At 55.3% G+C, this 12,808-nt stretch carries 12 protein-coding genes and 1 tRNA gene; 7 read left to right on the forward strand and 6 right to left on the reverse strand.

Annotation, left to right across the window (positions count from 1 at the left end):
• The first annotated feature begins 331 nt into the window (after positions 1-331).
• Complete coding sequence (gene nadC / locus ACYASU_RS03885; protein ID WP_369303708.1) at positions 332-1,180, forward strand: carboxylating nicotinate-nucleotide diphosphorylase; 849 nt, start codon at positions 332-334, stop codon at positions 1,178-1,180.
• 306 nt (positions 1,181-1,486) lie between these two features.
• Here nadC and ACYASU_RS03890 read toward each other — a convergent pair whose 3' ends face one another.
• The 4 genes from ACYASU_RS03890 to ACYASU_RS03905 all read right to left on the reverse strand — a co-directional run bounded on the left by ACYASU_RS03890 (position 1,487) and on the right by ACYASU_RS03905 (position 4,977).
• On the reverse strand, positions 1,487-2,722 hold the full coding sequence (locus ACYASU_RS03890) for an oligosaccharide flippase family protein (RefSeq protein WP_463582003.1): 1,236 nt from the start codon (positions 2,720-2,722) through the stop codon (positions 1,487-1,489).
• Positions 2,723-2,914: 192 nt separating this feature from the next.
• Positions 2,915-2,990: transfer RNA gene (locus tag ACYASU_RS03895), tRNA-Thr, on the reverse strand.
• Complete coding sequence (locus tag ACYASU_RS03900; protein ID WP_463582004.1) at positions 2,981-4,441, reverse strand: O-antigen ligase family protein; 1,461 nt, start codon at positions 4,439-4,441, stop codon at positions 2,981-2,983. Before ACYASU_RS03900 ends, ACYASU_RS03895 begins: the two co-directional genes overlap by 10 nt.
• A 125-nt stretch (positions 4,442-4,566) precedes the next feature.
• Positions 4,567-4,977 (reverse strand): pilin, encoded by a 411-nt coding sequence (locus tag ACYASU_RS03905; RefSeq protein ID WP_463582005.1) that lies wholly within the window; start codon positions 4,975-4,977, stop codon positions 4,567-4,569.
• 220 nt (positions 4,978-5,197) lie between these two features.
• On the opposite strand from ACYASU_RS03905, the gene pilB reads away from it, so the two are divergent.
• Genes pilB through yacG form a run of 5 tightly spaced genes read left to right on the forward strand, consistent with a single transcriptional unit; the run spans position 5,198 to position 9,807 of the window.
• Positions 5,198-6,892, forward strand: a complete 1,695-nt coding sequence (pilB, locus tag ACYASU_RS03910; RefSeq protein WP_369303717.1) for a type IV-A pilus assembly ATPase PilB — start codon at positions 5,198-5,200, stop codon at positions 6,890-6,892.
• Between the two features lie 2 nt (positions 6,893-6,894).
• On the forward strand, positions 6,895-8,112 hold the full coding sequence (locus tag ACYASU_RS03915; RefSeq protein ID WP_463582006.1) for a type II secretion system F family protein: 1,218 nt from the start codon (positions 6,895-6,897) through the stop codon (positions 8,110-8,112).
• Positions 8,113-8,114: 2 nt separating this feature from the next.
• On the forward strand, positions 8,115-8,987 hold the full coding sequence (locus ACYASU_RS03920) for a prepilin peptidase (RefSeq protein WP_463582007.1): 873 nt from the start codon (positions 8,115-8,117) through the stop codon (positions 8,985-8,987).
• Positions 8,984-9,604 carry a dephospho-CoA kinase gene (gene coaE, locus ACYASU_RS03925; protein ID WP_463582008.1) on the forward strand — a complete coding sequence of 207 codons (621 nt, stop codon included), beginning with the start codon at positions 8,984-8,986 and terminating at the stop codon, positions 9,602-9,604. Before ACYASU_RS03920 ends, coaE begins: the two co-directional genes overlap by 4 nt.
• Entirely contained in the window at positions 9,604-9,807 is a 204-nt protein-coding gene (gene yacG / locus ACYASU_RS03930; protein WP_074888353.1) for a DNA gyrase inhibitor YacG, read from the forward strand. The genes coaE and yacG overlap by 1 nt, the downstream gene beginning before the upstream one ends.
• Positions 9,808-9,906: 99 nt before the next feature.
• Here yacG and ACYASU_RS03935 read toward each other — a convergent pair whose 3' ends face one another.
• Positions 9,907-10,551 carry a hydrolase gene (locus ACYASU_RS03935; RefSeq protein ID WP_108118958.1) on the reverse strand — a complete coding sequence of 215 codons (645 nt, stop codon included), beginning with the start codon at positions 10,549-10,551 and terminating at the stop codon, positions 9,907-9,909.
• A 153-nt stretch (positions 10,552-10,704) separates the two neighbouring features.
• On the opposite strand from ACYASU_RS03935, the gene ACYASU_RS03940 reads away from it, so the two are divergent.
• The gene (locus ACYASU_RS03940) at positions 10,705-11,604 is read left to right on the forward strand and encodes a LysR family transcriptional regulator (RefSeq protein WP_463582009.1); all 900 of its coding nucleotides are present in this window, start codon (positions 10,705-10,707) and stop codon (positions 11,602-11,604) included.
• A gap of 247 nt (positions 11,605-11,851) precedes the next feature.
• On the opposite strand, the gene ACYASU_RS03945 is transcribed toward ACYASU_RS03940, so the two are convergent.
• Entirely contained in the window at positions 11,852-12,805 is a 954-nt protein-coding gene (locus ACYASU_RS03945; protein ID WP_463582010.1) for a 2-hydroxyacid dehydrogenase, read from the reverse strand.
• Positions 12,806-12,808 lie beyond the last annotated feature (3 nt).

The following is a 12,808-nucleotide window of genomic DNA, read 5'->3' on the forward strand; positions in this document are numbered from 1 at the left end:
CAGCGAAGGAAGACTCGACTCCATTCGGACGGATCTCAAAATTTTATCCCTTGGGATGTTGCAGGCTAACGTCAACGCTATGACGTCAAATACAAGGCGAAAGTATCAGGTAAATCTGGGCCGCTCGCCAGCGGACTCTTCGCCTTAATTGGAATAATAGAAGGCGGCGAAGGGACATGTGCAGCGATAGACCATCAAAATCACAATCTGTCGCATAAGCGAGGAAAAAACCGACAAAGTGCAGGTTATGCATTCGACTGGACACTTGGCGTACGTAGGTTGGTACACGCGTCTGCCATATACTCGGCGCACTTAGTCCGTGGAGCCTGATATGCCAAACCTACGTCTTGACGCCCTCACTGCCGAAATCGAAGCCAACGTGCGCCGTGCATTGCTGGAGGATGTAGGCAGTGGCGACATCACCGCGCAGCTGATTCCGGCGGAGCGACTGGCCAAGGCCACCGTCATTTCCCGGGACGCTGCAGTGATTGCCGGCACGGCGTGGGTCGATGCTGTTTTCCGTCAGCTTGATCCGCGCGTCGCCGTGCATTGGCAGATTGTTGACGGCGATCGCGTGCAGCCCAATCAAGCGCTGTTCCATCTGGAAGGTCCCGCCCGCTCCTTGCTGACGGGCGAACGCAGCGCGCTCAACTTTCTGCAGCTGCTGTCAGGCGTTGCCACCCGCGCGCAGCACTACGCTGACATGGTCGCCGACACTCAGGTCAAACTGCTCGACACCCGCAAAACCCTACCGGGCCTGAGAATGGCGCAGAAATATGCCGTCACCTGTGGCGGCTGTCATAACCACCGCATCGGGCTGTTCGATGCGTTTCTGATCAAGGAAAACCACATCGCCGCATGTGGTGGTATCGCCGAAGCCATCACCGCCGCGCACAAGATCGCGCCGGGCAAGCCCGTGGAAATCGAAGTGGAAAGCCTCGACGAACTCAAGCAAGCCCTCGACGGCGGCGCTGACATCATCATGCTCGACGAACTGAGCCTGGACGATATGCGCGAGGCTGTGCGCCTCACGGCGGGTCGCGCCAAGCTGGAAGCTAGTGGTGGTGTGACGGACGCGACTTTGCGCACTATTGCTGAGACTGGGGTTGATTACATTTCCATTGGGACACTGACTAAAGATGTGAAGGCGGTGGATTTGTCGATGCGACTGAGCCTCTGATGTTGTGGCAGCGTCTTAAAGGTTGAACTGCGACGGGTGCTCGGACTCTGCTTGTTAGGAGCTCGAGGTCTTGAGATCGGATTGTTGATTAGACGAATGAGGAAATGACGATGGCTGACGAGAAGCAACCTGTTGAACCTGAAGAAGACGTTCCGGCTCACTCGACTGAGGAGGAGAAGGAGCGGTTGAAGGATTTCAATAAGGACGGGATTCCGCCGGGAATTTGTTGATCGCTTTTTGACCCTCAGCGCCCTATTCCCTTGGGCGCTGTGCATTTTAAGGCATGACTCCGTCGGCCTTAAATAATCAACTAAACAAAGTCCGGCGCAGCTTCAAGCAAAGCGCAGAACATAGGCATATCTCAGTCAGCACAGTCGCAAGCGCCGCGCCATCAACGCCCATGACCGGAATCAATATGAAGTTCAGTGCGACGTTCACTGTAACGGCAATAATTAAGCTCTTCGCAAACCATCGTTCATGCTGGGTGGCGATGGCATGCTGCTCCATCACATAGTTTGGAAGCGCAAAAATCAGTCCGGCAAACAGCAGACGAATGATGGTGTGGGCCCCATCCGAGTAATCGCTTCCGAACAAGAGGCCTACTACCCAAGGGCCAAGTACCCATCCGCCCACCGCCAAAAGCAAACCAACGAACGCCGCTCCAACTACTGAGTTGCGGCTGAATCGGCTTCCCTCGTCGCCATCCACTGCCAGTATTCTCATCCTCCGAAATAGCATCAGAGCCACCGGCGTAGCCAGCGCCATCAGGCCGTCTTGGATCCGCGTCGCTACCGCATACTGACCAATCGCAGGCACTTCTCCCAACAGGTGCCGGAGAATAATGATGTCAATGTGGTGATAGAGAGTGGAAGCAAGGCCGACCGCGAAGAAACTCAACGAACTGCGGTAGGCCCAAACCGGCACCTTCCACTCAATTCGACGCAGCGCTGGGAAGTGCTTGAAGTGACACGCGAGTGTCAGCCCAAGGCCAAGCCCCCAAGCAAGAAAAATCGACACCGGGGCAGCGCCAGCGATGAGCACCGATCCAAGTACAAGCAAGGCGCTTACGGTTCTGCCATAGAAAAGAAACTGGGCATCTCGTTCAAAATTTCCGGCGCCCTTAAACCAAGAGGACTGCCATTGAGTGAGAGTGATCATGGCGAAGCAGAAGATGCCGGCCATGAGAGCAGGCCCGTCTACCCAAAGGTGCAATGCGCCAGCCAGCAACAGGAAAACTGAAGTTGTTAGCAGCAGGTGCATCAGCGCAGTGCTTGGTAGTTCTGAGTAACGTGTGCTTAGAGCAGCGGATGGCGACGCACGCTCCCGCATCAAGAGCGTGTTGAAACCTGCATCCTGCATAAGCACAACAACGCTCACCAGCACATAGATGTAGGTGTAATGCCCAAACGAGCTTGAACCCATACTGCGTGCGAACAGGACCGAAAGGCCCAACGAGACTGCAGCGGAGTAAGCCGTCACGCCCCACTGCATTGCCAAGGGAGCCAACTGCTTGATGAGTGATGCTCTCGGCGCTAGCTCCATTGCAAATACACCTTCTGGCAGGAACCGTGATGCTGGCGAGTCGGGCAGATTGGAGAGATGGAGCTATTCGATGGAGGTAACACGAACCGACCTTATAATAACTACTGAGGAAGGTCGCGAGACCGGAGTGATGCTCGGGTTGACGCTTATGCTCGTTGAGCTTTGGCCTTCTATGTGAACGCTGATGAGAAATGGTGCCGAAAATAGGAATCGAACCTACGACCTTCGCGTTACGAGTGCGCTGCTCTACCGACTGAGCTATTTCGGCGTTGGTAATGGTGCGAAATTATCAGTATTCGTTTGCTCCAACAAGCGGCCACCAGGCTGCGCGATGACTCCTTGCATCCAAAATCGAGGCTGGAATCGTTCCCCATGTTCCTGGATATAAACCTGCTCCCGCTGATCAAGATTTGGGGCATCACGAAAGGCTACATAGCCCAGATATAAGACGGCCAATGTCAATATTGCAATCCATCCTTTTTGCGCAATTGGCCGTACCGCTGGGGGCTCAGGCGAAAATTCATGGATACCAATCAGCCAGCCCACGACAATAGCGAGCCACAACTGAGAGTAGGGCATTACGATAACGCCATCGACCATTGACTGAGTCAACGCGCCAATCAAGCTCGCAAACAGACAGACTCGCAATAAGTCCACAGGCTCAGTCGACCTGTGGTTCGCGCTAATCAAACGGAACGTAGCCCATAATCCTTTAGAGACGAGCCACATTACCAAAAGTGTAGAAGGGATCCCCCATTCGCAGGCCCACTGCAAGATAGCTTGATGGGGATGTGCCGCTACGGGATTAGGGATGTCAGCGAAGTGCATAGGGCCGAACCCTAGGAGCGGCCGCTCCTTAATCATTTCCCACGCTTGGTGCCAAATAATTTCACGGGCGGAGAGCGATGTGCTTAGCCTGTCGCCTGCGAAATTCACAACTTCAATATCCAACTTGCTCGGCAAAATGCTGAAGAGCAACCAGAATAATGTCAGGCCGGCAAGCATCGCGAGCACCTGCCAGCCGACCCAGCGCCGACCTTGAATACCACAAAGCGCTAACACTGCAGCGGCGCCCGCCATGCCCATCCACGTGCCCCGCGTCCCGCCCGAGATGGCGACCACCCACCAGCAAGTGAGCAAGATAAAGGCCCACTTTTTTTCCGCCGGCCTAGTAATAGCTAATAACGAAAACGCTAGTAGAGGAACCGTAAACGTCTGAAACTGCCCATAAAAACGTTTGTTTGAGAAGCCTTCCAACAGAATATCGGTATCCAAAGTTTTGAAACCGCTTGTGAATGCTGCTAGCAACCCAGCACCGAACTGAACGCACTTGACGGTACAGAGGATGATTACAAGAATCCAAAGTAGCCGATCTAATCGATGCCCCAGGTCACGCCGTCTTTCGGCGATTATCAAGCTCGACCCAATACAACTCGCAATCAAAGCTAACTCTGTTAAAGCCCACTCCGGTTGGTGCGCAAGTATTACCGAGTTTAAAGCCAGCACGAACAACGTAATACTGACTACTTGGACGGATCGCAAAGGGAGAAGTTGCTGGGGACGGACCAAAGGACCGAAAAGAGTAATCACCAACAAAACCAGAACAGTAGCAATCTGGAAAACGCGTTGTGAATCGTGCCCCACGAATGCATGCAGAGTAACGGGTGCAATTAATAGAAAAAAAAACAAGCTCACAAAAAAAACAAATCCTCTATTCATTGCGTCTCGCATCGCAACCTCAACCCAACAAGTACCCTAACAAGCATTAAAAACCCGGCGTATAAAGGCCGGGTTCAATTGACGCACCGACCGCTATAGTAACAGGTCGTAAATTGCAGAGTTTATCAGCTACCAGTGCCCGCGCAGCCCGACACAGAGTACTTAGTGGTGTTTGTACAGCTCCAGACGCCAGCAGTGGTGCGCGAAAGTGTTACTGCCTTGTTGTTCACTGCCGGGTTCCCCTTGATTGCGCAAGAAATGCTGGCGGTGCCGTCGACAGCAACCGATGCAGTGGTTGCGCAGCGGGTAGTCGAAGCGGTCAGGCCGATATCAGTGACAGAGGTAGTCGCCGCAGCGCCTTCGTTGATTCTTGTCTCAGCCAATGTTTTGCCCGGATTGATCTCAGCAAGCGCCGCCCCTAACTGCGATTTACCTGTGTAATCCTGATAAGCAGGCAGCGCGATTGCCGCCAAGATGCCGATGATCGCGACCACGATCATCAGTTCGATCAAAGTAAAACCTTTCTGTGAGTTCATCACGACTTCTCCACCGTCAATTATTAGATCACGCTTAGGGATCAAGCATTTGCCGTGCCAACAAACGCTACGGCAAAGATTGAGCCGTTGCTATGAATGAAAAGTACGTAGGGTCTGGATTCTGGGCAGAATGTGACATTTATTGTCACTAGCAGGAGGTTGATTGGCAGCCTTGTCTGACTGCGCTATAAACAAGCCTTGTCCGTATCTGGTGGCTGTAATGACTGATGTCGTCCTAACCGGTTTAGCTAAACAGCTCGTCGTCGCTGAATTACTCGACGAAAAAACAGCTCAGCAGGCGTACCAGCAAGCACGAAAAGACCGGCTTTCGCTGGTGAGCTACCTCGTACAAAGTAAGCTCGTCAATAGCCTGGTTCTTGCGGAAATGGCTTCCGACCAATTCGGCCTGCCTTTCTTGGATTTGACCAACCTCGACAAAGATAGTCAGCCTAGAGGATTGGTTAGCGAGAAGCTGATCCGCCAGCATCATGCTCTGCCACTGTGGCGGCGCGGTAACAAGCTATTCGTAGGGGTTTCGGACCCTACCAACCACCAAGCGATCACCGACATTCAGTTCAGTACCGGCCTGACCACTGAAGCTATCCTGATTGAAGACGATAAGCTGACGGCGGGCATTGACAAGTTTTTCGATACTAGCACCGGCCTCGGCGAGATGGCCGATGTTGATCTGAGTCTAGAGATTGAGACTACCTCCGATAGCAAGGAGACGATGCTCGGTGAAGTCGACGCTGAGGATGCGCCAGTCGTACGCTTCGTGAACAAAATGTTAATGGACGCTATCCGGTTAGGTTCGTCGGACCTACATTTTGAGCCATACGAGAAGATCTTTAGAGTACGTCTACGTACTGACGGTATTCTGCATGAGGTGGCAAAGCCGCCGACCCAGCTGGCAGGTCGCATCGCCGCGCGGCTCAAAGTAATGGCGGGATTGGATATCTCAGAGCGCCGCAGACCACAAGATGGCAGAATAAAGCTCCGTATATCAAAAAACCGAGCCATCGACTTTCGAGTAAATACCTTGCCTACGCTATGGGGCGAGAAAATCGTAATGAGGATCCTAGATCCCACCAGCGCTCAAATGGGAATTGATGCGCTTGGCTATGAACCAGAACAAAAGGCGCTGTATCTGGAGGCGTTGAGCAAGCCCCAGGGAATGATCTTGGTAACGGGGCCGACGGGTTCTGGCAAAACCGTATCGCTCTACACAGGGCTTAACATCCTTAACACCACGGATATCAATATTTCCACCGCAGAAGACCCAGTCGAAATCAACCTGGAAGGTATTAATCAGGTCAACGTCAACCCCAGACAAGGAATGGATTTCTCTCAAGCACTGCGAGCATTTTTACGTCAGGATCCTGACGTCATCATGGTGGGCGAAATCCGTGATTTGGAGACTGCCGAGATAGCGATAAAAGCGTCGCAAACCGGCCACATGGTCCTATCCACGCTGCATACCAACAGTGCAGCCGAGACCCTGACCCGCCTGCATCACATGGGCGTTGCGGCATTTAACATAGCCACCGCCATTAACCTAATCATTGCCCAGCGCCTTGCTCGAAAGTTATGCCCTCACTGCAAGAAGGAAATTTCGGTACCGCGGGATACTTTGCTATCTGAGGGATTCCCCGAGGACCGTATCGGCAGCTTCAAGCTTTACTCCCCGGTAGGCTGTGAGCATTGCAACGCAGGATACAAGGGGCGAGTCGGCATATATGAAGTCGTGAAAAACACTCCTGCACTGGAACGCATCATTATGGAGGAAGGCAACTCGATTGATATCGCGACACAAATGCGCAAAGACGGTTACAACGACCTGCGTACCTCCGGGCTTCTAAAGGCCATGCATGGGCTGACCAGCCTGGAAGAAATCAATAGGGTAACCAAGGACTAACGATGGCGATCAAAGCAGTAAAAGTCAGCGTCTTTACTTGGGAAGGGCTCGATAAAAAAGGCAACAAGGTCAATGGCGAGCTCAACGGACATAACCCTGCGCTCGTCAAGGCCCAACTGCGAAAACAAGGAATTAACCCTACAAAGGTTCGAAAGAAATCTATTTCAATACTTGGCGGCGGGAAAAGAATAAAACCGTTGGATATCGCGTTTTTCACGCGTCAAATGGCAACCATGATGAAAGCCGGGGTACCGCTATTACAGTCGTTTGAAATCATCGGAGAGGGTTCGGAAAACCCGAAAATGCGAAAATTGCTGGACGACATCAAACAGAGCGTCGCCTCCGGCCACAGCTTAGCGACATCGCTTCGTCAAAAGCCCGAATACTTTGATGATTTATATTGCAATCTTGTGGACGCGGGTGAACAGGCTGGCGCACTGGAGACGCTGCTCGATCGTGTAGCAACGTATAAAGAAAAAACAGAATCTCTTAAGTCAAAGATCAAAAAAGCAATGAGTTACCCTATTGCGGTTGTTGTGGTCGCTTTCGTCGTAACCGCTATACTTCTCGTAAAAGTTGTACCGCAATTTCAGTCTATATTTGAAGGCTTTGGCGCCGAACTTCCCGCATTCACATTGATGGTTGTTCACCTTTCAGAGTTCGTACAGGGCTACTGGTACATAATACTCGCCACTTTAGTAGCAATTTATCTAGGTTTGAAGCGAATTCATAAAAGCTCAGAAAAATTTCGGAATTGGGTCGATCGTGCCGTACTCAAAATCCCAGTGATCGGTCCGCTACTCTACAAATCTGCAGTAGCTCGCTATGCAAGAACCCTTTCCACGACCTTTTCCGCCGGCGTGCCGCTCGTAGAGGCCTTGGATTCCGTATCAGGGGCCACGGGCAATATCGTATTTAAAAACGCAGTTAATAAGATCAAGCAAGATGTGTCCACCGGCATGCAGCTAAATTTTTCTATGCGTAGTACTGGGGTGTTTCCCATGCTTGCGGTGCAAATGACTGCTATTGGTGAGGAGTCCGGGGCTTTGGACTCAATGCTAGACAAGGTTGCCACTTACTATGAGGAAGAAGTCGATAATATGGTCGATAGTCTTACCAGCCTCATGGAACCTCTGATCATGGCTTTTCTTGGTGTCATAGTCGGTGGGCTTGTTATCGCTATGTACCTCCCAATCTTCAAACTCGGCAGTGTCGTCTAACCATGCCCCTCCTCGACCTCCTAGCCAGCTCACCGCTGGCCTTCGTACTATGCACATTGATCCTAGGCCTGCTCGTCGGCAGCTTCCTGAACGTCGTGATCTACCGATTACCGCTAATGATGATCCGCGACTGGAAAACCCAATCCCGGGAAATGCTCGACCTCCCCCCCGAGCCAAAAACAGAAACCTTCAACCTCATCCTCCCCCACTCCCGCTGCCCGCGTTGCTCACACAAAATCCGCGCGTGGGAGAACATTCCGGTCGTGAGTTATCTGTTCCTCGGCGGCAAGTGTTCCCAGTGCAAAGCCCCCATCAGCAAGCGCTACCCACTGGTAGAATTGGCGTGTGGCTTACTCTCGGCCTTTATCGCCTGGCATTTCGGTTTCGGCTGGCAGGCAGGGGCAATGCTGCTACTTACGTGGGGACTGTTGTCGATGAGCCTGATCGATGCCGACCACCAGCTTCTGCCGGACGCAATCGTATTGCCGCTGTTGTGGCTGGGCCTGATCGTGAACGCGTTCGGCCTGTTCACGTCGCTGACCGATGCGCTGTGGGGCGCGGTCGCGGGGTATCTGGTGTTGTGGTGTGTGTTCTGGCTGTTCAAGCTGATCACCGGCAAGGAGGGCATGGGTTACGGCGACTTCAAGTTGCTGGCAATGCTCGGCGCGTGGGGCGGGTGGCAGATTCTGCCGCTGACGATTCTGCTGTCTTCGATTGTCGGGGCGGTGTTGGGCCTGATTCTGTTGCGCTTGCGCAATGTCGAAACAAGCACGCCGATCCCCTTCGGTCCTTATCTGGCACTCGCGGGGTGGATCGCTTTGCTCTGGGGTGATCAAATAACGACTTCGTATTTGCAGATCGCCGGTTTCAGATGACTTCTCCTGCGTCAAAACCCTGGATTCTGGGCCTCACCGGTGGGATCGGCAGCGGCAAGAGTGCGGCGGCTCAGTGCTTCATGGAGCTGGGCGTGCACTTGGTGGACGCCGATAACGCTGCACGCTGGGTCGTCGAACCCGGGCGCCCTGCCCTGACGCAGATTGCCGAGCACTTCGGCGCCAGCGTGTTGCAGGCCGATGGCACGCTGAATCGCTCAGCGTTGCGCGAGCTGATTTTCAAGGATCCGCAACAGCGGGTCTGGCTCGAAAGCCTTTTGCATCCGTTGATACGCGAGGAAATCCGTCAGTACCTGGCGCGCGCTGAGTCGGCTTACGCAATTCTGGTGTCGCCGCTGCTGCTGGAGACTTCTCAGCACCAGATGGTGCAGCGGGTGCTGGTCATTGATGTGCCGGAATCGGTGCAGATCGAGCGCACGGTGTTGCGCGACAAGACCAACGAGGAGCAGGTGCGGGCGATTCTCAAGGCGCAGGCCAGTCGCGATGAGCGCTTGAGCCGGGCCGATGATGTGATCGTCAATGACCGTGACCCGGCCTGGCTGAAAAGCGAAGTCGAGCGTCTGCATCACTTTTATTTAACTTTGCGTGGAGGCCAATGATGAGCCAACCAATGACCGTCGATTGCCCAACCTGCGGAGCGCCCGTGGAATGGACGCCGGAGAGTAAATTCCGGCCGTTCTGTTCGGACCGTTGCAAGTTGATCGACCTGGGCGCCTGGGCGTCGGAAGAACATGCGATTCCGGTGGCGCCGGATGCTGAAGACGAGCTGTTTTCGGGTGATCTAGACCCTCGTCAGCATTGATTTAACTCAGCGGCCGGATGGTCCGCGACCCGCATTAAATCGCAATAACTAAAAAGCTTCGCGAACTAAATCGCGAAGCTTTTTTTGTGGCCGAGAGTTTTAGCCCAACTTACGCTGCGGCGCGCCGTGAACCATGGTGTATGCGTAATCGACGCCCATGCCATAAGCACCGCTGTGTTCCAGCACCAGTTCCATCACCGCTTCGTAGGTGTCCTTGTGTGCCCAGTCGCGCTGGAACTCGAGCAGCACCTGCTGCCAGGTCACCGGCACGGCGCCTGCCTGAATCATTCGCTGCACCGACATGTCGTGAGCTTCTTTGGTCGTGCCGCCGGAAGCGTCAGTGACGATGTACACCTCGTAGCCTTCAGCCAGCGCGTCCAGCGTCGGGAAGTTCAGGCAGACCTCGGTCCAGAGTGCGGCGATGATCAGCTTCTTGCGGCCGGTCGCCTTGACCGCTTCCACCAGCTTCTTGTCTTCCCACGAGTTCATCGAGGTGCGCTCGATCGGCTGCTGATCCGGGAACACCGCCAGCAGTTCAGGCCAGATGAAACCGCTGAAGCTCTTGGTTTCGACCGAGGTGTAGATGGTCGGCACGTTGAAGATCTTGGCGGCCTTGGCCAGCCCGACTGTGTTGTTCTTCAGCGTCTGGCGGTCGATCGACTGAACGCCGAAAGCCATTTGCGGCTGGTGGTCGATCAGGATCAGAGCAGCGTTGGTTGGGTTCAGCAGTTCGCGAATGGACATGGGTAGATTCCTTAGTAGTCAGCAGTGAGTTCGATATGGGTTAGCCGCTGCGCTGGTTGCTTGGCGGCTGGCTTGGGAGTGAATTTACGGACTGGCTGCTTAAGGAACAATCCCATAGAATCGGGACTCATTGTTTCTAATTCAGGGACGGTCATGGATCGTATCGAATGCATGCGCGCGTTTGTCGCGACGGTGGGCGCAAATGGCTTTGCCGCAGCAGCCCGCGAGCTGGATGTGCCGCGCTCGAAAGTCAGCAAACAGATTCAGGCGCTGGAAGAGGCCATCGGCGTGCAGTTGCTGCAGCGCACCACGCGCAGCCTGCATCTGACGGAAGCGGGCGCTGAGTACTACGACGCGTGTCGTGATGTCATCGCATCCTTGGACGAAGCCGAGCAACGGGCGCGCACAGGGATGGGTGAGATACGCGGCGTGTTGCGGGTCAACGCGCCGATGTCGTTTGGACTGAGTCGTCTGGGGCCACTGATTCCGCGCTTCAATGAATTGCATCCGAACGTCGAGCTGCAAGTGGTGTTGAGCGATCAGCAGGTGGATCCGGTCAAGGGCGGTTTTGACGTGACGATTCGTATCGCCAGCCTGCCGGATTCGTCGATGATCGCGCGCTCACTGGCCCCGGCGCCGAGGATCATGGTGGCCTCGCCCGACTACCTGGCGCGCGAAGGCACGCCGCAAACGCCGAAGGATCTGGCACACCATAAGTGCCTGAGCTACGGCTATCTGCAGAGCGGCGTGAGTCTGCAGCTGTGCAACGGCAAGGATACCCAGCGCGTGACGGTGACCGGGCCATTGCACGCCAACAACGGTGACATCCTGGCGCAGGCGGCCGTGGCGGGAATGGGCATCGCGCTGCTGCCCAACTTTATCGTCGAGCGCGCGGTGGCGGATGGGCGGCTGGTACCGGTGCTGTGCGATTGGGAAGCGCCGGCCATTACGGTCAACGCGGTGTATCCCTCGTCCCGGCGGGTGCCGATGAAGACTCGGGCGTTTATTGATTTTCTGGTGGCTGAGCTGTCGGTTGAGTCGGGGGCGTTTTGACACTGACCCTTCGGGAGCTCGCTGGCGAAGAAGCGGGTATAACCGCTGATTCTTCAGCGGATGAAATGCCATCTTCGTGAGCAAGCTCACTCCCACAAGTCCGTGATCTAACCCAGAATTCTTGGGTATGGCGCCGATCCTGTGGGAGCGAGCTTGCTCGCGAAGAGATAGGAACATCCGCTGCATCTCTGGCGGCTGGAATACCGGCTTCGCGAGGAACGCGCTTCAGCTTAGTCAATCACGCCCTTCAAACCACACTCCCCACCGGCACTTTCCCCGCCAGGCCATCCGCCAGACTTGCCAGCACCATCTCACCCATCCGCGTGCGGGTCTGAACGGTGGCGCTGGCGCGGTGGGGTTGCAGGACCACGGTTTCCAGGGCGAACAAGGCATCCGGCACATGGGGCTCGTCAGCGAACACATCCAGCCCCGCGCCAGCAATTGACCCTGCCTCCAGCGCTGCAACAAGGTCCGGCTCATTGACCAGGCTGCCCCGCGCCACGTTGATCAAAAACCCCTGCGCGCCCAGCGCTTCCAGCACTTTGCCGTTGATAATGCCTTTGGCTTTGTCCGCAGCTGCGGCAACGATCAGCGCGTCACTTTGCGCGGCCAGTTCGACCAGATCGCCGACGAAGGTGTAAGGCACGTCGCCCATGGCGCTTAGGTCGGTGTAGCTGATGGGGCAGCCGAACGCAGCAGCGCGTGTGGCGACGGCCCGCCCTACCCGGCCCATGCCGACGATGCCGATGCGCATGCCGCTGAATTGACGCGCCAGTGGCAGCGGCACCAGCGGCGTCGCGGTCTTGGCCCAGGCGCCGGCGCGCACATAACGGTCGCCGGTGCACAGCCCGCGGCAGGCTGAAATCAGCAAGCCGATGGCGAGGTCGGCGACGTCTTCGGTCAGCGCGCCGATAGTGGCCGAGACACGAATGCCACGGTCCCGCGCGTAGGCCAGATCAATCGCGTCGGTGCCGACGCCGTTGACCGCGATGACTTCCACGTTCGGCAACTGCTCCATCACTTCGCGGGTGATGCCGGTGTGACCGCCAGTCACCACGCCGCGGATGTTGGCGCCGTGCTCGCGCAGATAAGCAACCTTGTCGGCCTGTTGGAAGTACGGGCGAACGGTGTAAAGCTCGTTCAGCCGCGCGTTGATGTCAGGGATCAGGATCGGGCTCAGCTGGAGGATTTCAGGTTTCATCGG

It is taken from the genome of Pseudomonas sp. HP_12 (genome assembly GCF_055283955.1).